General features: G+C 70.7%; 24 protein-coding genes and 1 tRNA gene. 16 read left to right on the top strand and 9 right to left on the bottom strand.

Annotated elements, in window-relative coordinates; genetic code table 11:
• Positions 1–366 precede the first annotated feature (366 nt).
• The 6 genes from ACFYOH_RS06885 to ACFYOH_RS06860 all read left to right on the top strand — a co-directional run bounded on the left by ACFYOH_RS06885 (position 367) and on the right by ACFYOH_RS06860 (position 4,982).
• The gene (locus ACFYOH_RS06885; protein WP_361244565.1) at positions 367–804 is read left to right on the top strand and encodes a DUF3052 domain-containing protein; all 438 of its coding nucleotides are present in this window, start codon (positions 367–369) and stop codon (positions 802–804) included.
• Positions 805–938: 134 nt separating this feature from the next.
• Positions 939–1,397: a peroxiredoxin gene (locus tag ACFYOH_RS06880; protein WP_388621930.1), complete on the top strand. Its 459-nt coding sequence runs from the start codon at positions 939–941 to the stop codon at positions 1,395–1,397.
• A gap of 148 nt (positions 1,398–1,545) precedes the next feature.
• On the top strand, positions 1,546–2,121 hold the full coding sequence (locus ACFYOH_RS06875; RefSeq protein ID WP_388621928.1) for a calcium homeostasis/redox stress adaptation protein: 576 nt from the start codon (positions 1,546–1,548) through the stop codon (positions 2,119–2,121).
• Positions 2,122–2,229: 108 nt separating this feature from the next.
• Complete coding sequence (locus tag ACFYOH_RS06870) at positions 2,230–2,808, top strand: TerD family protein (RefSeq protein ID WP_351798132.1); 579 nt, start codon at positions 2,230–2,232, stop codon at positions 2,806–2,808.
• 154 nt (positions 2,809–2,962) lie between these two features.
• Positions 2,963–4,102 carry a DUF475 domain-containing protein gene (locus tag ACFYOH_RS06865; protein ID WP_388621926.1) on the top strand — a complete coding sequence of 380 codons (1,140 nt, stop codon included), beginning with the start codon at positions 2,963–2,965 and terminating at the stop codon, positions 4,100–4,102.
• 142 nt (positions 4,103–4,244) lie between these two features.
• Entirely contained in the window at positions 4,245–4,982 is a 738-nt protein-coding gene (locus tag ACFYOH_RS06860; protein WP_388621925.1) for a Tellurium resistance, read from the top strand.
• Positions 4,983–4,996: 14 nt separating this feature from the next.
• Here ACFYOH_RS06860 and ACFYOH_RS06855 read toward each other — a convergent pair whose 3' ends face one another.
• A complete protein-coding gene (locus tag ACFYOH_RS06855; RefSeq protein ID WP_388621923.1) occupies positions 4,997–5,752 on the bottom strand; it encodes a TerD family protein in 756 nt (251 codons plus the stop codon).
• 188 nt (positions 5,753–5,940) lie between these two features.
• On the opposite strand from ACFYOH_RS06855, the gene ACFYOH_RS06850 reads away from it, so the two are divergent.
• Genes ACFYOH_RS06850 through ACFYOH_RS06840 form a run of 3 tightly spaced genes read left to right on the top strand, consistent with a single transcriptional unit; the run spans position 5,941 to position 10,357 of the window.
• On the top strand, positions 5,941–7,110 hold the full coding sequence (locus ACFYOH_RS06850) for an HpcH/HpaI aldolase/citrate lyase family protein (protein ID WP_388621921.1): 1,170 nt from the start codon (positions 5,941–5,943) through the stop codon (positions 7,108–7,110).
• Positions 7,107–9,545, top strand: a complete 2,439-nt coding sequence (locus ACFYOH_RS06845; protein ID WP_388621919.1) for a phosphoribosyltransferase — start codon at positions 7,107–7,109, stop codon at positions 9,543–9,545. The genes ACFYOH_RS06850 and ACFYOH_RS06845 overlap by 4 nt, the downstream gene beginning before the upstream one ends.
• Positions 9,545–10,357, top strand: coding sequence for an HAD family hydrolase (locus ACFYOH_RS06840; RefSeq protein ID WP_388621917.1), 813 nt, complete (start codon positions 9,545–9,547; stop codon positions 10,355–10,357). Before ACFYOH_RS06845 ends, ACFYOH_RS06840 begins: the two co-directional genes overlap by 1 nt.
• On the opposite strand, the gene ACFYOH_RS06835 is transcribed toward ACFYOH_RS06840, so the two are convergent.
• The 4 genes from ACFYOH_RS06835 to ACFYOH_RS06820 all read right to left on the bottom strand — a co-directional run bounded on the left by ACFYOH_RS06835 (position 10,354) and on the right by ACFYOH_RS06820 (position 13,483).
• Complete coding sequence (locus ACFYOH_RS06835) at positions 10,354–10,572, bottom strand: zinc ribbon domain-containing protein (protein ID WP_388621916.1); 219 nt, start codon at positions 10,570–10,572, stop codon at positions 10,354–10,356. The genes ACFYOH_RS06840 and ACFYOH_RS06835 overlap by 4 nt on opposite strands.
• Positions 10,573–10,581: 9 nt before the next feature.
• Positions 10,582–11,118 carry a DUF4383 domain-containing protein gene (locus ACFYOH_RS06830; RefSeq protein WP_388621915.1) on the bottom strand — a complete coding sequence of 179 codons (537 nt, stop codon included), beginning with the start codon at positions 11,116–11,118 and terminating at the stop codon, positions 10,582–10,584.
• 107 nt (positions 11,119–11,225) lie between these two features.
• A complete protein-coding gene (locus ACFYOH_RS06825) occupies positions 11,226–12,617 on the bottom strand; it encodes a hypothetical protein (protein WP_388621913.1) in 1,392 nt (463 codons plus the stop codon).
• A 95-nt stretch (positions 12,618–12,712) separates the two neighbouring features.
• Positions 12,713–13,483, bottom strand: a complete 771-nt coding sequence (locus ACFYOH_RS06820) for a DUF4097 family beta strand repeat-containing protein (RefSeq protein ID WP_388621911.1) — start codon at positions 13,481–13,483, stop codon at positions 12,713–12,715.
• A 184-nt stretch (positions 13,484–13,667) separates the two neighbouring features.
• Between ACFYOH_RS06820 and ACFYOH_RS06815 the strand changes: the two genes are divergently transcribed.
• A tRNA-Val gene (locus ACFYOH_RS06815) sits at positions 13,668–13,739 on the top strand.
• Positions 13,740–13,776: 37 nt separating this feature from the next.
• Here the strand turns inward: ACFYOH_RS06815 and ACFYOH_RS06810 are convergent.
• Together ACFYOH_RS06810 and ACFYOH_RS06805 are read right to left on the bottom strand one after the other, a co-directional pair.
• A complete protein-coding gene (locus ACFYOH_RS06810) occupies positions 13,777–14,121 on the bottom strand; it encodes a hypothetical protein (RefSeq protein ID WP_388621909.1) in 345 nt (114 codons plus the stop codon).
• Positions 14,122–14,199: 78 nt separating this feature from the next.
• Complete coding sequence (locus ACFYOH_RS06805) at positions 14,200–15,120, bottom strand: ketopantoate reductase family protein (protein ID WP_388621907.1); 921 nt, start codon at positions 15,118–15,120, stop codon at positions 14,200–14,202.
• A 93-nt stretch (positions 15,121–15,213) separates the two neighbouring features.
• Here ACFYOH_RS06805 and ACFYOH_RS06800 point away from each other — a divergent pair, with 93 nt between their 5' ends.
• The gene (locus ACFYOH_RS06800) at positions 15,214–15,444 is read left to right on the top strand and encodes a DUF2277 domain-containing protein (protein ID WP_388621905.1); all 231 of its coding nucleotides are present in this window, start codon (positions 15,214–15,216) and stop codon (positions 15,442–15,444) included.
• A gap of 358 nt (positions 15,445–15,802) precedes the next feature.
• Positions 15,803–16,258 carry a DoxX family protein gene (locus ACFYOH_RS06795; protein ID WP_388621904.1) on the top strand — a complete coding sequence of 152 codons (456 nt, stop codon included), beginning with the start codon at positions 15,803–15,805 and terminating at the stop codon, positions 16,256–16,258.
• Positions 16,259–16,316: 58 nt separating this feature from the next.
• Here ACFYOH_RS06795 and ACFYOH_RS06790 read toward each other — a convergent pair whose 3' ends face one another.
• Positions 16,317–16,853, bottom strand: a complete 537-nt coding sequence (locus tag ACFYOH_RS06790) for a superoxide dismutase family protein (RefSeq protein ID WP_388621902.1) — start codon at positions 16,851–16,853, stop codon at positions 16,317–16,319.
• Between the two features lie 300 nt (positions 16,854–17,153).
• Between ACFYOH_RS06790 and ACFYOH_RS06785 the strand changes: the two genes are divergently transcribed.
• The 4 genes from ACFYOH_RS06785 (at position 17,154) to ACFYOH_RS06770 (ending at position 21,033) form a co-directional block, all read left to right on the top strand.
• Positions 17,154–17,708: a DedA family protein gene (locus tag ACFYOH_RS06785; RefSeq protein ID WP_388622336.1), complete on the top strand. Its 555-nt coding sequence runs from the start codon at positions 17,154–17,156 to the stop codon at positions 17,706–17,708.
• Between the two features lie 391 nt (positions 17,709–18,099).
• Complete coding sequence (locus ACFYOH_RS06780) at positions 18,100–19,041, top strand: hypothetical protein (RefSeq protein WP_388621900.1); 942 nt, start codon at positions 18,100–18,102, stop codon at positions 19,039–19,041.
• Positions 19,042–19,493: 452 nt separating this feature from the next.
• Entirely contained in the window at positions 19,494–20,075 is a 582-nt protein-coding gene (locus tag ACFYOH_RS06775) for a TMEM165/GDT1 family protein (protein WP_388621898.1), read from the top strand.
• Positions 20,076–20,364: 289 nt separating this feature from the next.
• The gene (locus ACFYOH_RS06770; protein WP_388621896.1) at positions 20,365–21,033 is read left to right on the top strand and encodes an HAD family hydrolase; all 669 of its coding nucleotides are present in this window, start codon (positions 20,365–20,367) and stop codon (positions 21,031–21,033) included.
• A gap of 19 nt (positions 21,034–21,052) precedes the next feature.
• On the opposite strand, the gene ACFYOH_RS06765 is transcribed toward ACFYOH_RS06770, so the two are convergent.
• The coding region (locus ACFYOH_RS06765) for a peptidoglycan-binding protein (RefSeq protein WP_388621894.1) at positions 21,053–21,826 on the bottom strand (774 nt) is incomplete at its 5' end.

Genomic DNA, 21,826 nt, shown 5'->3' with positions numbered 1-21,826 from the left:
TCCCCATCGTGTACCTCGGGAGGGCGTACGTCATCTCCTCGGTGTGTGCATCGTGTCCGCACCGGTCAAAACGCAACGATACGCCCGGGGTGTGACGCGCTTGGCAAAGGTGTTCGAGGGGCGTATCACCGGATGATTCTGAGATGATTCCGAACGGCGCAAACCGGGCACATCGGTGTGATGTGGGTCACGCGGAATCGGGGTACGGTGCCAGGAGTTGCGGCGACACGGCCCGGATCGTCACCGTTTCGGCGGTCCAAACGGCCGGGTACTTGCGCGATCCGTCCCGCCCGTGTGGACTACGGCCAATGCTTCGCGCACGCGCGTGGCTGAGATACTCACCAAGACATGATCAGGAGGCAACCCGTGAGCGCGACCGCGGACCACGCGGAGGAGCGGACGAACCCTGCCGCCAGGCTGGGGTTCCAGCCCGGGCAGGTGGTCCAGGAGATCGGCTACGACGACGACGTCGATCAGGAGCTCCGCGAGGCCATCGAGGAAACCATCGAGGGCGACCTGATGGACGAGGAGTACGACGACGTGGCCGACGCCGTTGTGCTGTGGTTCCGTGACGACGACGGCGACCTGACGGATGCGCTGGTGGATGCCACCACGTACATCGAAGAGGGTGGCGCGATCCTGCTCCTGACGCCGAAGACCGGCCGTACGGGGTACGTGGAGCCGAGCGACATCCAGGACGCCGCCACGACGGCCGGCCTGACGGCGTCGAAGAGCGTCAGCGTGGGCAAGGACTGGAGCGGAAGCCGGCTTGCCACGCCGAAGGCGGCCAAGTCCAAGAGGTGATCTCCTCTTCCCACAACCGGACGGGCTGGATTTCGCCCCGGCCCGTCCGGAAGGCCCCGGTGATCGCTGCGTAGGGTGGACCCGAGCGTGTGCTGTGCGCTCACCCGAACGGCCCACCGAAGGGATGCACGACGATGGCGATCCAGGTCGGCGACAAGGCGCCCGACTTCGAGCTCAAGGACAACCACGGCCGGAGCGTGAAGCTCTCGGACTTCCGCGGCGAGAAGAACGTGGTCCTGCTCTTCTACCCCTTCGCCTTCACCGGCGTGTGCACCGGCGAACTGTGCGAGCTGCGCGACAACCTGCCGAAGTTCGAAGGCCGCGACACCCAGCTGCTCGCCGTCTCCAACGACTCCATCCACACCCTGCGCGTCTTCGCCGAGCAGGAGGGCCTGGAGTACCCGCTGCTCAGCGACTTCTGGCCGCACGGCAACGTCTCGCGCGCGTACGGCGTCTTCGACGAGGACAAGGGATGCGCCGTCCGGGGCACCTTCATCATCGACAGGGAAGGCGTCGTGCGGTGGACCGTGGTCAACGGCCTGCCGGACGCACGCGACCTGAACGACTACGTGAAGGCGCTCGACACCCTGTAGGCCGTTGTAGGCCGACCGTGGCCGACACCTGTGCTGCTCCGGGTCCAGGGTCTGCGGGGGGCGGGAACCCGTCACTAGGATCGGCTCGTTGATCCCATATCCGAAGCACGACGGGGCTCCCCGCCCCTGGACACCACATGGAGGACCCGTGGGAGTCAGCCTCAGCAAGGGCGGCAACGTATCGCTGACGAAGGAGGCCCCGGGCCTGACCGCCGTCATCGTCGGTCTGGGGTGGGACGTGCGCACCACGACCGGCTCCGACTTCGACCTCGACGCCAGCGCGCTGCTGCTGAACAACACCGGCAAGGTCGCCAGCGACCAGCACTTCGTCTTCTTCAACAACCTCAAGAGCCCCGACGGCTCGGTCGAGCACACCGGTGACAACATCACCGGTGAGGGCGAGGGCGACGACGAACAGATCAAGATCAACCTGGCCAACGTCCCGGCCGACATCGAGAAGATCGTCTTCCCGGTGTCGATCTACGACGCCGAGAACCGCCAGCAGTCCTTCGGCCAGGTCCGCAACGCCTTCATCCGCGTCGTGAACCAGGCAGGCGAGCAGGAGATCGCCCGCTACGACCTGAGCGAGGACGCCTCCACCGAGACCGCCATGGTCTTCGGCGAGCTCTACCGGCACGGGGCGGAGTGGAAGTTCCGCGCCATCGGCCAGGGCTACGCCTCGGGCCTGCGCGGCATCGCGCAGGACTTCGGCGTCAACGTCTGATCCCGGCAGGGTCACGACCCCTGCACCGTTCCGGCGCCGCACCGTTTACGGGCGGCGCCGGACGCGCAGGACAACCAGGGAAGCACCACTAGGGGAGGACCAGCAATCATGGGCGTCACGCTCGCCAAGGGAGGCAATGTCTCCCTCTCCAAAGCCGCACCGAATCTCACCAACGTCATGATCGGCCTCGGCTGGGACGCGCGTTCCACCACGGGCGCCCCCTTCGACCTGGACGCCAGCGCGCTGCTGTGCGGCGCCGGCAACCGCGTCCTCGGCGACGAGTGGTTCGTCTTCTACAACCAGCTCAAGAGCCCCGACGGCTCGGTCGAGCACACCGGTGACAACCTCACCGGTGAGGGCGAGGGCGACGACGAGTCGATCCTGGTGGACCTCGCCAAGGTGCCGGCGCACTGCGAGAAGATCGTCTTCCCGGTCTCCATCCACATGGCGGACGAGCGCGGCCAGACCTTCGGCCAGGTCTCCAACGCCTTCATCCGGGTCGTGAACCAGGCCGACGGCCAGGAACTGGCCCGCTACGACCTCAGCGAGGACGCCTCCACCGAGACCGCCATGATCTTCGGCGAGCTGTACCGCTACCAGGGAGAATGGAAGTTCCGCGCCGTCGGCCAGGGGTATGCGTCGGGCCTGCGCGGCATCGCCCTCGACTTCGGGGTGAACGTCTCGTAGCCGAGCCCTCTCCCAGGGGCCTGCGCTGTGGCTTTTCGGTGAGGGCTGCCCTGGCCGGTACCGCCGGCCGGATGCACCTCTAGACTCGGGGTCAACGTTTCGCAAAGCCGAGTACGGCGCGGGGGAGCCCCGTACTGACACGATTGGGTAGCCAGTGCTTCTGAAAACCTTCGGCTGGTCGTTCGCGGTCACCGCGCTCGGCCTGGTCGCCGCGGTCTTCTACGGGGGGTGGGAGGCCTTCGGCGTCGTCGCGATCCTGGCCATCCTCGAGATCTCGCTGTCGTTCGACAACGCGGTGGTCAACGCCGGCATCCTGAAGAAGATGAACGCCTTCTGGCAGAAGATCTTCCTCACGGTCGGCGTTCTCATCGCGGTGTTCGGCATGCGGCTGGTCTTCCCCGTCGTCATCGTCGCCCTCACCGCCAAGCTCAACCCCATCGACGCGGTCCACCTGGCCTTCACCGACAAGGACCGTTACCAGCAGCTGGTCACCGACGCCCACCCGGCGATCGCCGCGTTCGGCGGAATGTTCCTGCTGATGATCTTCCTGGACTTCATCTTCGAGGACCGGGACATCCAGTGGCTGCGCTGGATCGAGCGCCCGCTCGCCAAGCTCGGCAAGGTCGACATGCTGGCGGTTTGCATCGCCCTGATCGTGCTGCTGATCACCTCCTTCACCTTCGCCACCCAGGCCCACCAGCACGGCGGCGCCCATGTCGACAAGGCGCAGACGGTCCTGATCGCCGGAATCGCCGGCCTGATCACGTACATGATCGTCGGCGGTCTGTCCGGCTACTTCGAGGACCGGCTGGAGGAAGAGGAGGAGCGCGAGCACGAGGAGGAGGAAGAGGCCGCCCGCACCGGCAAGAAGAAGTCCGCGGTGCTGCTGGCCGGCCAGGCCGCGTTCTTCATGTTCCTGTACCTGGAGGTCCTGGACGCGTCCTTCTCCTTCGACGGCGTGATCGGCGCCTTCGCCATCACCAACGACATCGTGATGATGGCCCTCGGCCTCGGCATCGGCGCGATGTACGTCCGTTCGCTCACGGTCTACCTGGTCCGCCAGGGCACCCTCGACGACTACGTCTTCCTGGAGCACGGCGCCCACTATGCGATCGGCGCCCTGGCCGTGATCCTCATGGTCACCATCCAGTACGAGATCAACGAGGTCATCACCGGTCTCGTCGGCGTCGTCCTGATCGCCCTGTCCTTCTGGTCCTCCGTCCGCCGCAACCGCGCGCTGGCGGCCGAGGGCGAGGGCACCGACGAGAGGGCCGAGGTCTCCTCAGGGGTGTGAGCCCGGTCCCCTACGGGACAGATCCGGGCCGTGACGGGGTGTGACACCCCGCCGGGCGAGGAACGCTCTGAAGCGGGGCGGCCGACGCGGTCGGCCGCCCCGACGGCGTGGTGAACCAGTACATGAGCACCTGGGGGCGGGAATGGGTTTCTTCGACGGGCTGCGGGGCGCCAGCGTCGCCGAATTCGACGCGGGCAACGCCTCGACGAACTCCATCGAACTGACCAGGCGGCACCAGACGGTGTCCCTCACCAAGCAGGACGCGGCCACCGGCCATCTGCGCATCAACCTCACCTGGCGGATGCGCACCTCCGACTTCGACAGCAACCAGCGCACCAGCCTCTTCCGGCACCCCTTCAGGGCCCTCAGGCCACCGGAGGTCCTCGGCCACGGCCAGAGCATGGTCAACGTCGACCTCGACCTGGGCTGCCTGTACGAACTGACCGACGGCACCAAGGGCGTCGTCCAGCCGCTCGGCAACTACCTCGGCGACGTCAACGCACCGCCGTACATAAAGCTCAGCGGCGACGACCGGTTCGGCTCGGCGTCCGGCGAGACGATGTACGTCAACCTCGACCACCGCGACGCCATCAAGCGCCTGCTGGTGTTCGTCTACATCTACGACCAGACCCCGGCCTTCGACCGGACGCACGCCATCGTGACTCTCTACCCCAGCAACGGTCCTCGGATCGAGATAGGCCTGGACGAGCGGCATCCGCAGGCCCGCTCGTGCGCGGTGGTCATGATCGAGAACGTCAAGGGCGAGCTGGTCGTACGCCGAGAGGTGAAGTTCGTGTACGGCTTCCAGGGCGAGCTGGACCGGTTGTACGGGTGGGGGCTGCAGTGGGGCAGGGGTTACAAGACGAAGGTGGATCGTTGAGCCGGTAGGCCGGCTCACCGCCCGATGAACTGCGGCCCCTGCGGGGGCAGCCGGAAGTTCGGATCCACCGGCCCGACAGCCACCGGCACCGGCACCGGCTGGGGGTACCCGTACGCCGGCGGAGCCGACGTCGGCTGCGGATAGCCGTACGCGGGCGGCTGCTGCGGCACGGCGGAGGTCGGCTGCTCCGGAGGCAACGGCTGCGAAGAGCTCGGTTCCTCCGCCTCCGACTCGTCCACCGATATACCGAAGTCCGTCGCGAGCCCCTTCAGCCCGTTCGAATACCCCTCGCCCAGCGCGCGGAACTTCCAGCCCTCCCCGCGCCGGTACAGCTCACCGCAGATCAGCGCCGTCTCCGCACCGGTCTCCGGCTTGATCTCGAACCGGGCCAGCGGCTCGGCGTCGGCGACCGCGGCGTCGTACAGCAGGATGCACAGCGCCGGCACCCGGTCGAAGGTGACCCCGTCCGCGGACGCGACCAGCAGGATCCGGCCGACGTCGGGCTCGACGCCGGGCAGGTCCGCCTGGATCGTGTCGGTCAGCCCCTCGGCGACACGCTTCTTGCCCAGCCGCCACACCTTTCCGGAGGGGTGCCGGGGCTGGTTGTAGAAGACGAAGTCCTCGTCGGTGCGCACACGGCCGTCGGGGCCCAGCAGCAGCGCCGAGGCGTCCACGTCGGGAACCTCCTGTCCGGGCGCCCAGCGCAGCACGGCGCGGACCGTGGTGGCTTCCAGCGGGACGTTCGACCCCTTCAGCATCGCGTGCGTCATGCGGTCATCCTGCCTTCTCGGTCCTGGCCACGACAATGCGGGGTGGTGTGACCCAGCGCGATGCCGACACGGGCGAGTTACCGGAAATTCATGCCCGCCGGGAACCTCTGACACAGATCCCTACGTACTATTACCGGCCACCCTTTACCGAACCCTGAGACTCGGGCTCATCGCCCTGGGGGAGTTCTATGCGTCATTTCGGGCACATCGCCCCCGAGGTGCGGCAGCGCCTCTTTCACCGGGAGCCGTGCGCGTTCACCGCCGACTCTCCGGCCCGGCTGCTCGCCGCCGCCCTCGGCGCCACCCTGTACAGCCCGGCCACCAGGCCGCGGCTCGCCGACGACATCGTCAAGCAGGCCGGGAACGGCGTGGTCTCGATGGTGCTGTGCCTGGAGGACTCGATCGACGACGCGGACGTGGTGGCCGGCGAGGAGAACCTCGTCCGGCAGTTCGCCGACCTGGCCGCCCGGCCCGGCGCAGAGCCCCCGCTGCTCTTCATACGGGTGCGCGCCCCCGAGCAGATCCCCGACCTCGTACGGCGCCTCGGCGCGTCCGTGCGGCTGCTGTCGGGGTTCGTGCTGCCCAAGTTCACCGAGGAGCGCGGCATCCCCTTCCTGGAGGCCCTGACGGCCGCCGAGGCGCTCAGCGGGCGCCGGCTGTTCGCCATGCCCGTCCTGGAGTCCCCGGAGCTGCTCTACCGCGAGTCCCGCGTGGACACCCTGGAGGGCATCGCCCGCGCGGTCGACAAGTACCGCGACCGGGTGCTCGCCCTGCGCCTCGGCGTGACCGACTTCTGCTCCTCCTACGGCCTGCGCCGCGCCCCCGACATGACCGCCTACGACGTGCAGATCGTCGCCTCGGTGATCGCCGACGTCGTGAACATGCTGGGCCGGGCCGACGGCACCGGATTCACCGTGACCGGACCCGTGTGGGAGTACTTCCGGGTCTCGGAGCGCATGTTCAAGCCCCAGCTGAGGCAGAGCCCCTTCCTGGAGGTGCAGGCCGTCGAGCTGCGCGAGAGGCTGATCGAGCACGCCATGGACGGACTGCTGCGGGAGATCTCCCTCGACCAGGCCAACGGCCTGCTCGGCAAGACCTGCATCCACCCCTCCCACGTGCTGCCCGTCCACGCGCTGTCCGTGGTCAGCCACGAGGAATACAGCGACGCCCAGGACATCCTGCGGCCGGAACGCGGCGGCGGGGGTGTACTCCGGTCGGCCTACACGAACAAGATGAACGAGGTGAAGCCGCACCGCGCCTGGGCCGAGCGGACCCTGCTGCGCGCCGAGGCCTTCGGCGTGGCCCACGAGGACGTCGGCTTCGTCGAGCTGCTCGCCGCCGGAATAAGGAACGTATGAGGAACGCAGTGAAGCACGGGGCCTGGTCCGGCAGCTGGGTCGCCGAGCGGCTCGGCGTCGAACTCGTGGGGGACGACGGCCTGCGGGCCCTGCTCGGGCTCGCCCTGCGGCGCAATCCCAAGCGGGCCCATCTGCTGGTGTCGAACGTGCTCGGCAAGCACGTTCCGCAGTCGCCGGCGGTGGTGTACGGGCATGGGTTCCGGCTCGGCCGACAGGTCGCCGCGATGCTCTCCGAGGGGGAGGCGCGGAGTGCGGTGGTCCTGGGTTACGCGGAGACCGCGACCGGGCTGGGCCATGCCGTGGCCGACGGCCTGGGTGCGGCGCCGTACCTGCACTCCACGCGTCGGCCGGTGGCCGGGGTCGCCCGTGCGGGCGGCTTCGAGGAGAGCCACTCGCACGCCACCTCCCATCTGCTGCTCCCCGAGGATCCCGGCCTGCTGACCGGAGATGGTCCGCTGGTCCTGGTCGACGACGAGTTCTCCACCGGGAACACGGTCCTGAACACCATCCGTGAGCTGCACGAACGCTATCCACGCAAGCGTTACGTCGTGGTCGCCCTGGTCGACATGCGCTCGCCCGAGGACGCCGACCGGATGGCTCGGTTCGCCACCCGGATCGGAGCCCGGGTGGACCTGATCGCCGCCGCCACCGGGAGCGTACGGCTGCCGGAGGGTGTGCTGGACAAGGGGCAGCGGCTGGTCGCCGAGCATGATCAGCGGCACGGCTCGCCCGAGCCGTCGTACGGCCGTGTCACCCGGGTGGAGCTCCACTGGCCCCACCGCCTCCCCGACGGTGGCCGGCACGGCTTCACGCTCGCCCACCGGGCCCGCCTGGAGTCCGCGCTGCCCGCCATGGCCGCCCGAGTGGCCGACGCCCTGCCCGCCTCCGCCCGGCGTGTCCTCGTGCTCGGCTTCGAGGAGCTGATGTACGCCCCCCTGCGCCTGGCCCGTGAGCTGGAGCAGGTCGTACCGGCCGAGGTGCGGTTCTCCACCACCACCCGCTCGCCCGTCCTGGCGCTGGACGACCCCGGGTATGCGATCCGTACCCGGCTGGTCTTCCCCGCGCACGACGACCCGGCCGACGGCCCCGGCGAGCGGTACGCCTACAACGTCGCGGGCGGTGACTTCGACGCCGTGGTCGCCGTGGTCGACTCCGTCGGCGACACCCCCGCCCTGCACGCGCCCGACGGCCTGCTGGCCCGGCTCGCCGCACACACCCCGCACGTCCTGCTCGCGGTCGTCCCGTCGTACGTACCGCACGCTTCCGAAAGGCCGGCCATGCTGCCCGAGCCCCTCCGTGCCCCCGCATTCTCCAGCTACGCGCCCGAGGAGGTCGGCTGGCTGCTCCAGGACCTCTCCGACGTCACACTGGAGGCGCCGACCGAGGAGCGGGAGGAGGCCATCCAGAGCGGTGGCGCGCACTACGCCGAGTCGCTGCCGGTGGAGTACCAGCCCAGCGAGCAGTACCAGGAGCTGTTCCACGCGGCCCTCGACACCTCCGCCACCCGGATCGCGCAGGCCGTCGGCGTGGTCACCGAGGCCGTCATCGCCGAGCGGTCGCCGCGCCCGGTACTAGTCTCGCTCGCCCGCGCGGGCACCCCGGTCGGCATCCTCATGCGCCGCTGGGCGCAGTTCCGGCACGGCCTCGACCTCCCGCACTACGCGGTGTCGATCGTGCGCGGCCGCGGCATCGACGCCAACGCGCTGCGCTGGCTCGCCGCCCACCACGACCCGCGCGACGTCGTGTTCGTCGACGGCTGGACCGGCAAGGGCGCCATCACCCGCGAACTCGCCCAGGCCGTCGAGGAGTTCGAGACGCAGGAGGGCGTCACCGGCTTCGACCCGGAGATCGCCGTACTCGCCGACCCGGGCTCCTGCGTGCGCACCTACGGCACCCGCGAGGACTTCCTCATACCCTCCGCCTGCCTCAACTCGACCGTCTCGGGGCTGATATCGCGGACCGTCCTGCGCGCGGACCTGGTCGGCCCGAGCGACTTCCACGGCGCGAAGTTCTACCGCGAACTCGCCGGCGCCGATGTCTCCGTGGCCTTCCTCGACGCCGTCTCGGCCCGCTTCCCGGAGATCGCCGACACCGTCGACACCGCGGTCAAGGAGCTGATGGCCGAGGACCGCGACCCGACCTGGGCCGGCTGGCGGGCGGTGGAGCGGATCAGCGAGGAGTACGGCATCCACGACGTGAACCTCGTCAAGCCCGGCGTCGGCGAGACCACCCGGGTGCTGCTGCGCCGGGTGCCGTGGAAGATCCTGGCGCGCGCAGGGGCCGGCGCCGACCTCGACCACGTACGCATGCTCGCCGAGCAGCGGGGAGTCCCCGTCGAGGAGGTCGGTGAGCTGCCGTACACCTGCGTCGGGCTGATCCACCCCAAGTACACGCGCGGTGCCACGGGCGCCGACGGCAAGGCGGTGAACGTCTGATGCCGGTGCTGGTGGCGAGCGACCTCGACCGTACGCTGATCTACTCCTCGGCGGCCCTCGCGCTGACCATGCCGGACGCGCGGGCGCCCCGGCTGCTGTGCGTGGAGGTGCACGAGGCCAAGCCGCTCTCCTACATGACGGAGACGGCGGCCCAGCTACTCACCGACCTCGGCGACACGGCCGTCTTCGTGCCGACGACGACGCGCACCCGCAAGCAGTACCAGCGGATCAACCTGCCCGGGCCGCCCCCGACGTACGCGATCTGCGCCAACGGCGGCCATCTGCTGGTCGACGGTGTGACGGACACCGACTGGCACTCCGGTGTGCTCGCCCGCCTCGCCGACGAGTGCGCGCCGCTGGCCGAGGTCCACGACCATCTGCTGCGCTCGGCGGACCCGGCCTGGGTGCGCAAGCACCGCATCGCCGAGGACCTGTTCACCTACCTCGTCGTCGAGCGCGAGCTGCTGCCCGAGGACTGGGTGAAGGAACTGGCCGTGTGGGCGGAGAACCGCGGCTGGACCGTCTCGCTCCAGGGCCGCAAGATCTACGCCGTACCGAAGCCGCTCACCAAGAGCGCGGCCGTCCGCGAGATCGCCCGCCGCACCGGCGCCGAGCGCACGCTGGCCGCCGGGGACTCCCTCCTGGACGCCGACCTCCTCCTCGCCGCCGACCGCGGCTGGCGCCCGGGCCATGGCGAGCTGGCCGACACCGGGTGGACCGCTCCGGAGATCAGCGCGCTGCCCGAGCGGGGGGTGCTGGCGGGGGAGCGGATCGTACGGGAGTTCCTACGGGCTGCTCGACAACAGGACTAGCCGCAGCACCCTCCGCCACAACAGCCACCGCCGCCCCCACCGGACGCGGGGGCGGGGGCAGCGGTGGCCGTGCCGCCCACCGCCACCGTCGACAGCAATTTCACCGTGTCGTCATGCCCCGCAGGGCACGTCGCGGGGGCGGCGGACTCGGCCATGGGGCGGCTCAGTTCGAACGTGTCGCCGCAGGTACGGCAGCGGTACTCATAGCGAGGCATGGCCACAGATTACTGCCCGGCCTGCTCACGCTCGACGGCATCCGGGTGCCGGGCCCGCCAGTAGGGGTTGTCGTGCGGCAGGGTCGAGCCGACCCGGCCGTACATGCCGAAGGTCATCAGCAGCAGGCCCACGATGAAGCTGAAGAACACGTTCTGGATCTTGAACGCCAGGAAATTGTGCGTGGTGTCCAGCAGGCCGAGGCTCAGGAAGCCGCTCAGCAGGAACAGCACCCCGAACACCAGGTTCAGCGTGGACGCCACGTTCCCGCCGATCACCATACCGGCGAGCAGGATCGCGCCGACGACGATCGACAGCACGCTCAGCGTTCCGTTGGTGTTCAGCTCGGCGACCGTGGCACCGCCGGTGTCGAAGAAGCCGATGTGGTTGATCAGACCCAGGATGCCGAAGGCGACGAGGAACGCGCCGATCAGGCCCGCGCCGATCCGGTAGACCGTGTTCAGCCGGTGGTCGACGGGCAGGTGCTTGTCGAACTCGATCCGCCGTCGCGGCCCCGTGTCCCGCGTGTGCGCTGCGTGTGTGGCCATATCCGCCTCCTCGGGCGCTAGCGGAGGCCATGCGTGCATCCAATATCCGCCCGCCACACCGCGCCCTGCAACCGACGGCGGCACAGCGCACCCACGGCGGGCCCCGCTCAGTGCCCTCCGCGTTCCTCACGGATCTGCGCCACCACTCGGGCCACCGTCTGCCGCACCGCATCCGTCTCGGTCAGGAAGTGCCAGTAGTCGGGGTGTCGGCCGGTCTCCAGCGAACCGATCGCCCGCTCCAGCCGCCCCACCGCGTCGTCCAGCGGCCGGGCATGCCGGGGATCGGGGGTCGTACGGCCGGTCATGGCCAGCCGCTGGGCGTCCCGGATCGCGAAGCGGGTCCGCTCGATCTCCGCCTGCGGATCCTTCTGCACCTCGTTCAGCCGCCGCAGCCGGTCACCCGCGGCCGACACGGCCTCGTCGGTGACGTTCAGCAGGGCCCGTACCGTCGACAACAGCGACGTGGCGTCCGGCCAGCGCTGGGCGTCCCGCGCCGCCTGGGCCTCGCGGAGCTTGACCTCGGCCTGCCGTACGTTCTCCGCGGCCTGCTCGGGCACGTGCTGCAGGTCCTGCCAGCACGCGGCCGCGAACCGGCGCCGCAGCTCGCTCAGCACCGGGTCCACCTGTCCGGCCCTGGTGGTGAGCGCCTGGGCCCGGGTGCGCAGGCTGACCAGCCGGTGGTCGATCTCGGCGGCCTTCTCCGGCAGCCGCTCGGCCTCGGCCCGGATCGCCCCGGCCTCCCGCTGCACCCGCTCGGCCCGCTCCAGCGTCTGTGCCACGCCGTGCTGACCGGCGCCCTGGTTCAGCTTGGTCAGCTCGGGGGAGAGGGCCGCGAGCCGGCCGGCCAGGTCATCGGCCCGCAGCCCCCGCTCCCGTACGGCGTCCAGGGCGTTGCTCGCGCCGAGCAGCGCCTGCCGGGCCCGCTCCACGCCGGGCGCCACCCGGGCCAGCTGGGTCTCGGCCTTCCCGAGCAGCGGCCCGAGCGAGCTGCCGAAACGGTCCAGCTCCTGCCGGACCCGGAGCAGCTCGTCCTTGGCGGACGTCAGCTCCGCTCGCGCCCGCGAGGCCGCGGCGGCCTCCAGATCGTCCCGGTCCAGGTCATGCGCGTCGACGGCCTGGATATAGCGCTGGCTGGCCTCGTCGATCCGCTGCCCGAGCGCCGCGAAGTCGGTGACGGCACGGCGGGCGGCGGGCGAGTCGTCCACGGCCGTGATGGTCTCGATGGAGATCCGCAGGTCGCGCTGGGCGGTGTCGAGTTCGTAGAACGCGGCCGCCGCGGCGTCCTTCGCGGCCTGCGCCTCCGCCCGCTGGCTCTCCGCCCGGCCGCCGAACCAGCGCCGGGTGCCGCCGCCGGCGAACGCGGCGGGCAGCGCGAGCACGGCCAGGACCGGCAGGCTCAGCAGGGTGAGGGTGTCGCGCAGGGCCGTGGACCCGGACCGGGCCCGTACGGTCGACGGCGGGTACGACCGCGTCGCTGGCGTGCCCGGTGTCGCCGTCACATCCCTCTCCCGTGCTGTGGTCCGCCGTGGGTGGTGTCATTCTCCCACCCGTAGTAGACGAAACACATGGGCCGGTCAGTTCGCGTCCGGCGTCCTCACTTTCCCGTGCGGACCGTGACCTTTCCGTCCGTGGCGTGGGCCGACACCCGGTGCGGGCTGCGGTCGTCGCGGGGCACGGACACCGACACCGCGCCGTCGTCGGAACCGGCCGAAACCCGGTAGGCGCCCCTCGGCACGGCGACCGTCACCGAGCCGTCGGTGCTGGAGGCGTCCACCAGGTCGGGCACACCGGACAGCAGGACCTGCACCGAGCCGTCGGTGGAGCCGGCCTTCACCCGGCGCGACGAGACGTCCGCGCGGACCGCACCGTCGGTCGACTTCAGGTCGAGCGGCCCGCTGGAGTCGGTGACGTGTACGGAGCCGTCGGCGGTGTCGACACTGAGCGGATCCCGGAACCCGTGCGCCCGCACGCCGCCGTCCCCGTTGTCGACCTTCACGCTGATCCCGCGCGGCACCTCGATCCGGTGCCGGGCCGAGCAGTCGGCGATGAGGCCCGAGCAGTGCACCCGCAGCACCAGCCGGTCGTCCTGGAAGGACCAGCGCAGCGTCGGACTGTGGCCGACGACGACGGATCCCTGGAACCACCGGGTCACCTCGACCGTGCCGGCCTTGGCCGAGTCGGTGGCGACGACCTCCAGCGCGGAGTTGTCGGAGTCGATCGTGAGGGTGCGGCCGTGCAGCGCGAAGGACCGGTGGTCCGGGTGCGTGTCGTCGTCTGCGGAGGCACCGCAGGCACTGACCGTCGCCACCAGCACACCGGTGACGACGGCCAGGGCGGCGGCGCGGACAGGAACGGAACGGGTCATGCGGAACTCCCCCTGGGATTCGGTCTGCGAGGACCGTAAGGGAGCCGGGGCGGGCGGGACGATGAGGACGGCTCCCGGACCGGGGGTGGGGATAACCCCCGCATACGGCCGTTACGGGTTTGCCGTGCACTGGTTGCGGCAAGGTAGGCTGTCGACTCGTCCTGGGCGCGCAGCCCAGGTGTCCGGGTGCGTAGCTCAGGGGTAGAGCGCCTGCCTTACAAGCAGGATGTCGGCGGTTCGAAACCGTCCGCGCCCACAGACGGAGCCCCCAGCCATACGGCTGGGGGCTCTTCTCATTCCTCTCCTGACGGCTGCCGCCTGTGTGCGTGCTTCAGTCGGGTGCGGGCGTCCATGCGGTCCGCTGCCGCGACCTCGGCCCAGAAGCGGTGCGTGGTGACGAAAACCGCGAGTTCGTGCTCGCGGCGGCGCAGCTTCTCCACCTCGGCCTGCTCGTCCGCCGTCCAGCCCGGGGACGCGGGCCGCTCCACCTTCCGCCAGCCGGTGTCGTCGCTGAAGCCGTCCATCGGTTCGACCGACCACGGCAGGCGCTTGAGCAGGGCCGACAGCTCGGCCCGGACCTGATGCAGCTCCTCCTGACCGGCGAGGAGGTCACTGGGGAATTCATAGGTCGTAGCCACACCCCAATGCTACGCCTGTTCGATTTTGGGGGGCGAGTTCGGTTGTGAGGTTCACGCGAACGGGTGGGCCCGTGCTGATCATCGCGGGCCTGGCGCCGTTGGGTGGCCGGCGGCCCGCAGTTCGTCCACCAGGCGGGCCGTCACCGGCACCGGCACACCGTGCCGGTCCGCGGCGCGCAGCAGTGCCCCGCCGATGGCGTCGAGTTCGAGCGGGCGGCCCGCCTCGGCGTCGCGTTGCATGGACGACTTGGCGCCGGGCGGGAAGGCGTCGTACCGGGCCAGCGCCTGGGCCGGGTCGGCGGGGGCCCCGCAGGCACGGCTGACCGCGGCGGTCTCGGCGACCAGGGACTCCAGCTCCTCGCGGTGCCGGGTGCGGGCCTCGCCGAGGGGGAGGGCGTACCGCGTGGTGAGCAGGGCGAAGGGGGCGAGGAACGCCATCTTGGCCCACAGGGCCGCCGTCTCGTCCTCGACCACGCGGGCCGTCACCCCGGCGGAGCCGAGGGTGGCCGCGAGGTCGTCGAGACGGGGGCGGGGTACGGCGTCCCCGGCCAGGTCGATCTCCGTGAACGGGCTGCCGTGTTCGATCACCCCCGGGGCGACCCGGGTGGACTCCACGCGGATCACCGCCGGGGCGACCCGCTCGGGGCCGTAGCGGGCGCGGAGCAGGCCGGGGTGTTCGACGCCGTTCAGGAGCGGTACGACGAGGGCGTCGCCCAGAGCCTGTGGCGGCACCCGGGTGAGGGCGGCGTCCAGCGCGGTGTGCTTGACGGCGATCAGGCAGGCGGCCACCGGCTCGCGCAGTTCGGTGTCCGCCTCGACCGGGGCGGTGAACTCGCCGAACTGTGCGCTGCGGACCGTGAGTCCGGTACGGCGCAGGGTGTCGGCCGTACGGTCCTGGGCCAGGCAGACGACGCGGTGGCCGGAGCGGGAGAGCAGGGCGGCGAGGAGTCCGCCGGTGCCGCCGGGGCCGAGGACGGCCACGGTGTGCTCGTTGGTCATGAGGAGGTTCCTCTCGTCGGTCGGCCCCGGGAGTCGGTGGCCGCCTTCGGCGTGATCCTCGCACCTCGGCGCGGGGTGCGTGAGACTGGGGGCATGTGCCGGAGTATCAAGACGCTGCGTCCGCCCGTGCTGCCCGAGGAGGCCACGGAGGAGGACATCCACGCCGCCGCGCTGCAGTACGTGCGGAAGATTTCGGGATTCCGGGCCCCCGCCGCGCACAACCGCGAGGTCTTCGACCGCGCGGTGGCCGCGGTGGCCGAGGCCACGGCGGAGCTGCTCGGGGGGCTGGAGGTGCGGGGGCAGGCGGCGCGAAGCGCCCCGTAGGGGCACCTCCCGCAATCCGGCATGACGGTCAACTCGGGCCGGTAGGAGGGCGGTTGGGGTCAGCAGGTCATGATGAACCGCGCCGTCCGCTTCGTCCGCTAACCGGTGGCGGTTGGATATCCCCGCCCCCGTCGCCCAGCGGCCATACCCCCTGATGAACCCTCAAGGCACCGTCCACGCAAGGAGGTTCGCCTTTGGGGTGCCAATGGAAGGCGATGGCCCAAATGTTGAACTTGCAAGCATTGATTAGGTAGCCCTAACCTGAGTCCCTCGTTCGGTACCGCCGCATTCCCCCCCACGACCGGCCACTTGGACGTCCCTGGCCGGTCCGACCGCCACCGAAGAGGAGAACCCCCTCATGTCCGCACGTCTCAACTCCGCTCAGCCCTATGTCCTCGGGCTCTTCCGTATCGTCGTGGGCCTGTTGTTCGCCGTGCACGGCGCCGCGTCCCTCTTCGGCGTCCTCGGCGGTGCCGCCGGGACCCAGGGCGGCGCGATCCCGACCGGCACCTGGCCCGGCTGGTACGCGGCCGTGATCCAGCTCGTCGCCGGCGGCCTGGTGCTCCTCGGCCTCGGCACCCGCGGGGCGGCGCTGATCGCCTCGGGCTCGATGGCGTACGCCTATTTCGACGTGCACCAGCAGGCCGCGCTGTGGCCCATCCAGAACGGCGGCGAGCCGTCGGTCATGTTCTGCTGGGCCTTCTTCCTGCTGGTCTTCACCGGGTCCGGCGCCTTCGGGCTCGACCGGCTCGTCGCCCGCCGCCCCGCCGCGGACGGCCGGGCCGCCACCGAGCACACCCCGATGGCCGCCTGACCCGGGACGGCGTCCTTCCCTCTCGCAGGGGGAAGGGTGCCGTCCGGCCTCCGGCCGGCTACGACGTCGCGCCGAACGGCACGGTGACGCAGGCCACCCGACTGCCCTTGGTGCCGGGCTCGTTGTGGATCACCACCGAACCCGCCTGGCCCTTCCGGAAGGCCCAGGTGTGCTTGGCGGTGGCGTTGCCGATCCCGTTCGCGCTGGACTTGAAGTCCAGCCAGACCTCGTTGTCCTTGTTGACGTGGGCGGCGTCCGTGCCGGTGTGGTTCTGGTAGTGCTTGCCGGCGGCGGCGGGGTCGGCGCCACAGGCCTTCTGGTGGATGTGGACCCCGAAGAGGTGGTTGGGCTTGACGCCGGCCACCCGCAGCTCGACGGTCGTGGCACCGCTCGGCTGGGTGATCTGGCGGACCTGGATCAGGGCGCCCGCCGGGACGAGGTTCTGGTCGTACGCCACCGCGTTCGACTTGTTGCCCGCGGCCGGAGCGGAGAACACGCCGTAGGTCTCCAACGAGGAGGTGTGGGCGGAGCTCGCGGTCCCGGACGCGAACAGGGCTGCGGCGAGGGTGCCCGCGTATACGGCTGCTGCCACCATGATGTGCACCTTCTTCTGCGCTCATGCGCCGTTTCGTTCGGATGTGAGCCTGATATTTCGGACAGGCCTCTATCCATTGCGACGGACGCGGAGGGCCCTTGCCGCACAGCGTGCGCTGTTCGGGTGACAGAGTGTGGCGGAGGCCCCGGACCCGCCTGAGTCCTTGTTCGCCCCCCTAGCCCCTTCTGTCACACCCCCGGCGTACGCTGTCTGGCTGTCAACGGGGGAGCAACGGGAGTCGTGGTGTTCGAGAATGTGGGGGCGTTGGCCGCCGGACCGTGGATCTATGCCGCGGTTGTCATGTCCGTGCTGCTCGACGTGTTCGTGCCGGTGCTGCCGAGCGGCGTGCTCGTCATCACGGCGGGTACGGCAGCGGCGGCGGGCTCGGGCGCGGCGGCCGGCCGGGTCCCGCGCGACGTGCCGGACCTCCTGGTCCTGATCCTCTCCGCGGCGACCGCCTCGGTCCTCGGCGATCTGGTGGCGTACCGGCTGGCCTGGCGGGGCGGTGCGCGGCTGGACCGCGCGATAGCCCGCTCCCGGCGGCTGACCACCGCGCAGGAACGTCTCGGCGATGCCCTGGCCCGGGGCGGCGGCGCGCTGGTCGTGCTCGCCCGCTTCGCCCCGGCGGGCCGCTCGGTGGTGTCCTTCTGCGCCGGCGCCGCCCACCGCCGAGCCCGCGACTTCGTCCCCTGGTCCGCCCTGGCCGGCCTCTCCTGGGCCGCCTACAGCGTGGCCCTCGGCTACTACGGCGCCCAGTGGCTCGGCGCGACCTGGCTGGCCACGGCCGTCTCCTTCGCGGCCCTCTTCGCCGCGGGCGCGGCGGCGGGCTACCTCATGCGCCGCCGCACCGCGTAGACCACCGGCTGTTCGGCCCACGGGCGCACTGCGGGTGCCGGTCGCCGCAGTTTCCCAGGGGCGCGGGGCTGCACCTGATGTGCGACTCCGTCGCGTGGGCGCGACCGGCCACGACGGAGCCGCGGTCGCCGTACGGTCTCCAGTCGCATGAGGATCGGGGCGGTCGGCCGTGCCCGCGCCGCGAACCGCGCGGAGGCGGCCGTCCTCGCAGGCGTCTGGCGAGGTACGAAGCCGATTGAATTGCGGCTCCTCGTGTTCCAGCGGTTCTAGGTGCTCCCGTCGGCTGATTCTCACCCCTCCTGAGTGATGACATGGATGCGCCCGGAGGTTGACGCCCGTGGGGGCAATCGCGAATGAGACTTGAACACCGCTGCTGGCATTGGGAGTTCAGGTGGATGGGTGGGATCGAGTCGGACGGGTCGCGGCGTATGGGGCAGCGCTGGCGCTGACGCCCTACCTGCTGATCAAGGTGTCGTGGGTGGTCGGCTCGCTCTTGGGGCTACTGCCGGTCGGGACGGGGTTCGGCAAGGTGGAGTGGGTGGTGCTCAACAGCGCAACGATCGGTATGGCAGGGATCGGGATCGCGGTGGCGCTCGCGCTGGTGCGGCCGTGGGGGATGCGCATACCGGGAGCGCCGTTGGCTTTCTGCGCATGGGTCGGGACGGGGTTCCTCGTACCGGTGTTGCCGTACGCCGTCCTCAGTTCGCTGCTGGGCGGGGCGGATGGGAATCCGAAGAGAGGGAATGACGCCGGCCCGTCCATGCCGGGCTGGGAGGCCGCCCTGGTTCAGATCGGGTTCATAGGCATGGGGCTGGGTCTGGCCATCGCGCTGCCCACGTACTTGCGGCGGCGCTGGCCGGACGCGTTCGCGGGTCGGCTCGGGGACGGTGGAGAGGGCTCGCCAAGGGCGCTGCCATGGATGGCCGTGGTCGGCGCCGCAGTCGGTCTCATCTGGCTGTACTGGGCGGCGGGCGGCACCGCAGGTGTCGCCCACCGCGGCGAGCGGGACCTCGCTTGGTATGTGCTGTCCGGAGTCTTCGGGCTTTGGGCGTTCGTGGCGTCCGCCGCCACCTGGGCTGCCGTCCGAGGTCGGCCAGCGCGAGTCCCTCGGTGGGGCCCGATGGTGCTCGGCTGGCTCGGCTCGGGCTCGCTGTTCGCCTGGAGCGGCTGGAAGCTTCCGTTCACCCTGTACCTGGCGGTCGCGCAACCGGCCGATGCGGCCCTGCCGGAAAACCTCGCGCTCGCGGCACTCCTGCACCTTGCAGCGGTGGTGGCGGGCGCTGCGATGCTGCGAGCGCTCGTTCGTACGCGGCTGGTGTCATCGAACCCGTAGCAGACCCGCCCGCGTGCGGCACCCGACAGGCTTGAGCGCGAGACCCTGCGGCATGCGTGAACCCCCTTGGGAAGTGGGGGTTTTGGGCGCGAGTCAGGAAATGCTTGCGAGGCCGTGTTGCTGTGGGGTGAGCGTTCGGTAAGGACATAATCACGCGTCCATGTCACGGCAAGGCCATGACAAGATTTATGGCTCAACCTTCGCATCCCCTACGATGGGGAGCGCAGAAGGGGAGTAGCTCTTCGCCGGACCGTCGACATACTGCTCAGCCAGCCTGAGCCGGCGCCCGGAGGCGGATCTTTCGAGTCTTTCGAGGACCGCCAGCGAGACCTTCGGCAAGCAGTGCACGTCCGTGTCCCCGCGACACGGACACCGAGTGTGCTGCCCTGCCGAGGTGTCATCGCGTGACGTACCACACTCTCGGTGGGGCAGCCCCGACCGATTGAGGAACCTTGATCAGCATCACCGTGACGGCGCTCGTCTTCGGCGTCATCTTCCTCGCCGAACTGCCCGACAAGACCGCGCTCGCCGGTCTCGTCCTCGGCACCCGCTACCGCGCGAGCTACGTCTTCGCCGGTGTCGCCACCGCCTTCCTGCTGCACGTCGTGCTGGCCGTCGCAGCCGGCAGCGTGCTGACTCTGCTGCCCCAGCGGATCGTGCACGCCCTCACCGGCGTCCTCTTCCTCGTCGGTGCCGCGGTGCTGCTGCTGAAGAAGGACGAGGGCGAGGAGGAGATCAAGAAGCCCGCCGACCAGTCCTTCTGGAGGGTCGCGGGCACGGGCTTCATGCTGATTTTCGTCGCCGAGTTCGGCGATCTCACCCAGATCATGACCGCCAACCTGGCCGCCCGCTACAACGACCCGCTCTCCGTCGGCCTCGGCGCCGTGCTGGGCCTGTGGGCCGTCGCCGGACTCGGCATCGTCGGCGGAAAGGCCCTGATGAAGAAGGTTCCGCTGCGGCTGATCACACAGATCGCGGCACTGCTGATGCTCGCCCTCGGCGTGTGGAGCCTGTACGAGGCGGTGGCGGCCTGAACCTCCGGCCATGAACCGCCGGTCGTGATCCCTGGTCGTGACCGCCGGTCGTGACCCCTGGCCGTGACCGCCAGTCGCGCACTCAGGCCATGAACCGCCGGCCATGAACCGCCGGTCGTGGCCCCCGGTCGAGCTGAACGGTCGGTGAACCCTTTCCGGACGTGGTGGCGGGACCGCCCGTGATTTTGTACCGTGGAGGAACAAAGTGGCTCCCGCCCGTTTTCCCTGACCGGCGGGCGGGGCCGCCTTGTCCCTCCCCTCGGGGTCTTTTTCGTTCCTGGAGCTGCCGATGACGGCCACCGCCACGCCCACCGTCCTCACCGCCCGCGCCCTCCTGCTCGACATGGACGGCACCCTCGTCAACTCGGACGCCGTCGTCGAGCGCATCTGGCGCCGCTGGGCCGAGCGGCACGGGCTGGACGGCGACGAGGTGATGAAGGTCGTCCACGGCCGGCAGGGGCACGCCTCCATGGCCGTACTGCTGCCCGACCGGCCCATGGAGCAGAACCTCGCCGACAACGCCCGCATGCTCGCCGAGGAGACCGCCGACACCGATGGCGTCGTCGAGATCCCCGGCGCGAGCGCCTTCCTCGCCTCCCTGCGCGGCCTTCCGCACGCCCTCGTGACCTCCGCCGACGTCCCCCTGTCCACCGCCCGCATGAACGCCGCCGGGCTGCCGCTGCCGGAGGTCCGCGTCACCGCCGAGTCGGTGGGCGCGAGCAAGCCCGACCCCGAGGGGTTTCTCAAGGGCGCCGCCGAGCTGGGCGTGGATCCGGCGGACTGTGTGGTCTTCGAGGACTCCGGCGCGGGGATCGCCGCCGGGCGCTCCGCGGGGATGACGGTGGTGGGGGTCGGGCCCCGCGCCGGTCTGCACGGACCTGATGTGGTCGTCCCGGATCTGACGCGGGTGCGGGTCGAGGCGACGGGCGACGGCACGATCCGGCTGCACATCGGCTGACGCCTCGCGCCGCCCGCTCTCAGGGCTCGGACGTCTCCGCCTCCAGGCTCTTCCTGGTCGCCGGCCCGTACACCCCCAGGGCGTCGCCACGGATACCGCGAGCCAGCTGGTAGGTGCGTACGGCGTCCTCCACGGGCGGGGTGAAGACGCCGTTGACCTCGTCGCCGTAGAGGTTCAACTGCCTTAGCCGGTACTGGAGTTCGGTCACCTCGGGGCCATGGTCGCCGCGTTGCAGCACCGGAGCGAGGGCCGGGGTGGCCCGAGCGGTGGCGGAGGCGGTGGGGGCGGCCGGGCGGGTCGTGGCGGTGGAGGGAGCCGGCGTCGGTGACGTGGTCCGTGTCGCCGGCGGGCTCGGAAGGCTCGCCGAAGCGGCGGGCGGCGGCACCGGCGAGCGGGGTGCGGCGGGGGAGGCGGATCGTGCCGTCGGTGACGCCGGGCCCGGTGTGCTCACCTCCGGGACGCTCGCCCTGACCTCCTGGGCCGCCCGGTCCCGGGACGGCGTGTGATACGAGAGCAGCCCGCCCGCGAACCCGGCCGCCGTGACCGCCCCCGCGACGGACAGCAGGACGGTACGGCGAGCACTGCGCCGGCTCGGCCGCGGTGGGCCGTCGTCCGGCTGCCGCGCCGTCGCGGAATCGATCGCGGCGGAGTCGCGGGCCGAGGCACGGTCCCGCGCCTCTTCGGGGCGCTGTATCCGCGGTGGGCCGTCGTCCGGCTGCCGCGCCGTCGCGGAATCGATCGCGGCGGAGTCGCGGGCCGAGGCACGGTCCCGCGCCTCTTCGGGGCGCTGGTA

It is taken from the genome of Streptomyces sp. NPDC007856 (genome assembly GCF_042868225.1).
GTDB lineage: Bacteria > Actinomycetota > Actinomycetes > Streptomycetales > Streptomycetaceae > Streptomyces.
This window is presented reverse-complemented; position numbering and strand designations above follow the sequence as displayed.

Coding starts and splice junctions, on each gene's coding strand:
- ACFYOH_RS06835 (WP_388621916.1), bottom strand. CDS start 10,572: ATGCCTCGCTATGAGTACCGCTGCCGTACCTGCGGCGACACGTTCGAA.
- ACFYOH_RS06880 (WP_388621930.1), top strand. CDS start 939: ATGGCGATCCAGGTCGGCGACAAGGCGCCCGACTTCGAGCTCAAGGAC.
- ACFYOH_RS06790 (WP_388621902.1), bottom strand. CDS start 16,853: ATGGTGGCAGCAGCCGTATACGCGGGCACCCTCGCCGCAGCCCTGTTC.
- ACFYOH_RS06795 (WP_388621904.1), top strand. CDS start 15,803: ATGTCCGCACGTCTCAACTCCGCTCAGCCCTATGTCCTCGGGCTCTTC.
- ACFYOH_RS06805 (WP_388621907.1), bottom strand. CDS start 15,120: ATGACCAACGAGCACACCGTGGCCGTCCTCGGCCCCGGCGGCACCGGC.
- ACFYOH_RS06845 (WP_388621919.1), top strand. CDS start 7,107: ATGAGGAACGCAGTGAAGCACGGGGCCTGGTCCGGCAGCTGGGTCGCC.
- ACFYOH_RS06860 (WP_388621925.1), top strand. CDS start 4,245: ATGGGTTTCTTCGACGGGCTGCGGGGCGCCAGCGTCGCCGAATTCGAC.
- ACFYOH_RS06770 (WP_388621896.1), top strand. CDS start 20,365: ATGACGGCCACCGCCACGCCCACCGTCCTCACCGCCCGCGCCCTCCTG.
- ACFYOH_RS06785 (WP_388622336.1), top strand. CDS start 17,154: ATGTCCGTGCTGCTCGACGTGTTCGTGCCGGTGCTGCCGAGCGGCGTG.
- ACFYOH_RS06800 (WP_388621905.1), top strand. CDS start 15,214: ATGTGCCGGAGTATCAAGACGCTGCGTCCGCCCGTGCTGCCCGAGGAG.
- ACFYOH_RS06870 (WP_351798132.1), top strand. CDS start 2,230: ATGGGCGTCACGCTCGCCAAGGGAGGCAATGTCTCCCTCTCCAAAGCC.
- ACFYOH_RS06830 (WP_388621915.1), bottom strand. CDS start 11,118: ATGGCCACACACGCAGCGCACACGCGGGACACGGGGCCGCGACGGCGG.
- ACFYOH_RS06850 (WP_388621921.1), top strand. CDS start 5,941: ATGCGTCATTTCGGGCACATCGCCCCCGAGGTGCGGCAGCGCCTCTTT.
- ACFYOH_RS06840 (WP_388621917.1), top strand. CDS start 9,545: ATGCCGGTGCTGGTGGCGAGCGACCTCGACCGTACGCTGATCTACTCC.
- ACFYOH_RS06820 (WP_388621911.1), bottom strand. CDS start 13,483: ATGACCCGTTCCGTTCCTGTCCGCGCCGCCGCCCTGGCCGTCGTCACC.
- ACFYOH_RS06855 (WP_388621923.1), bottom strand. CDS start 5,752: ATGACGCACGCGATGCTGAAGGGGTCGAACGTCCCGCTGGAAGCCACC.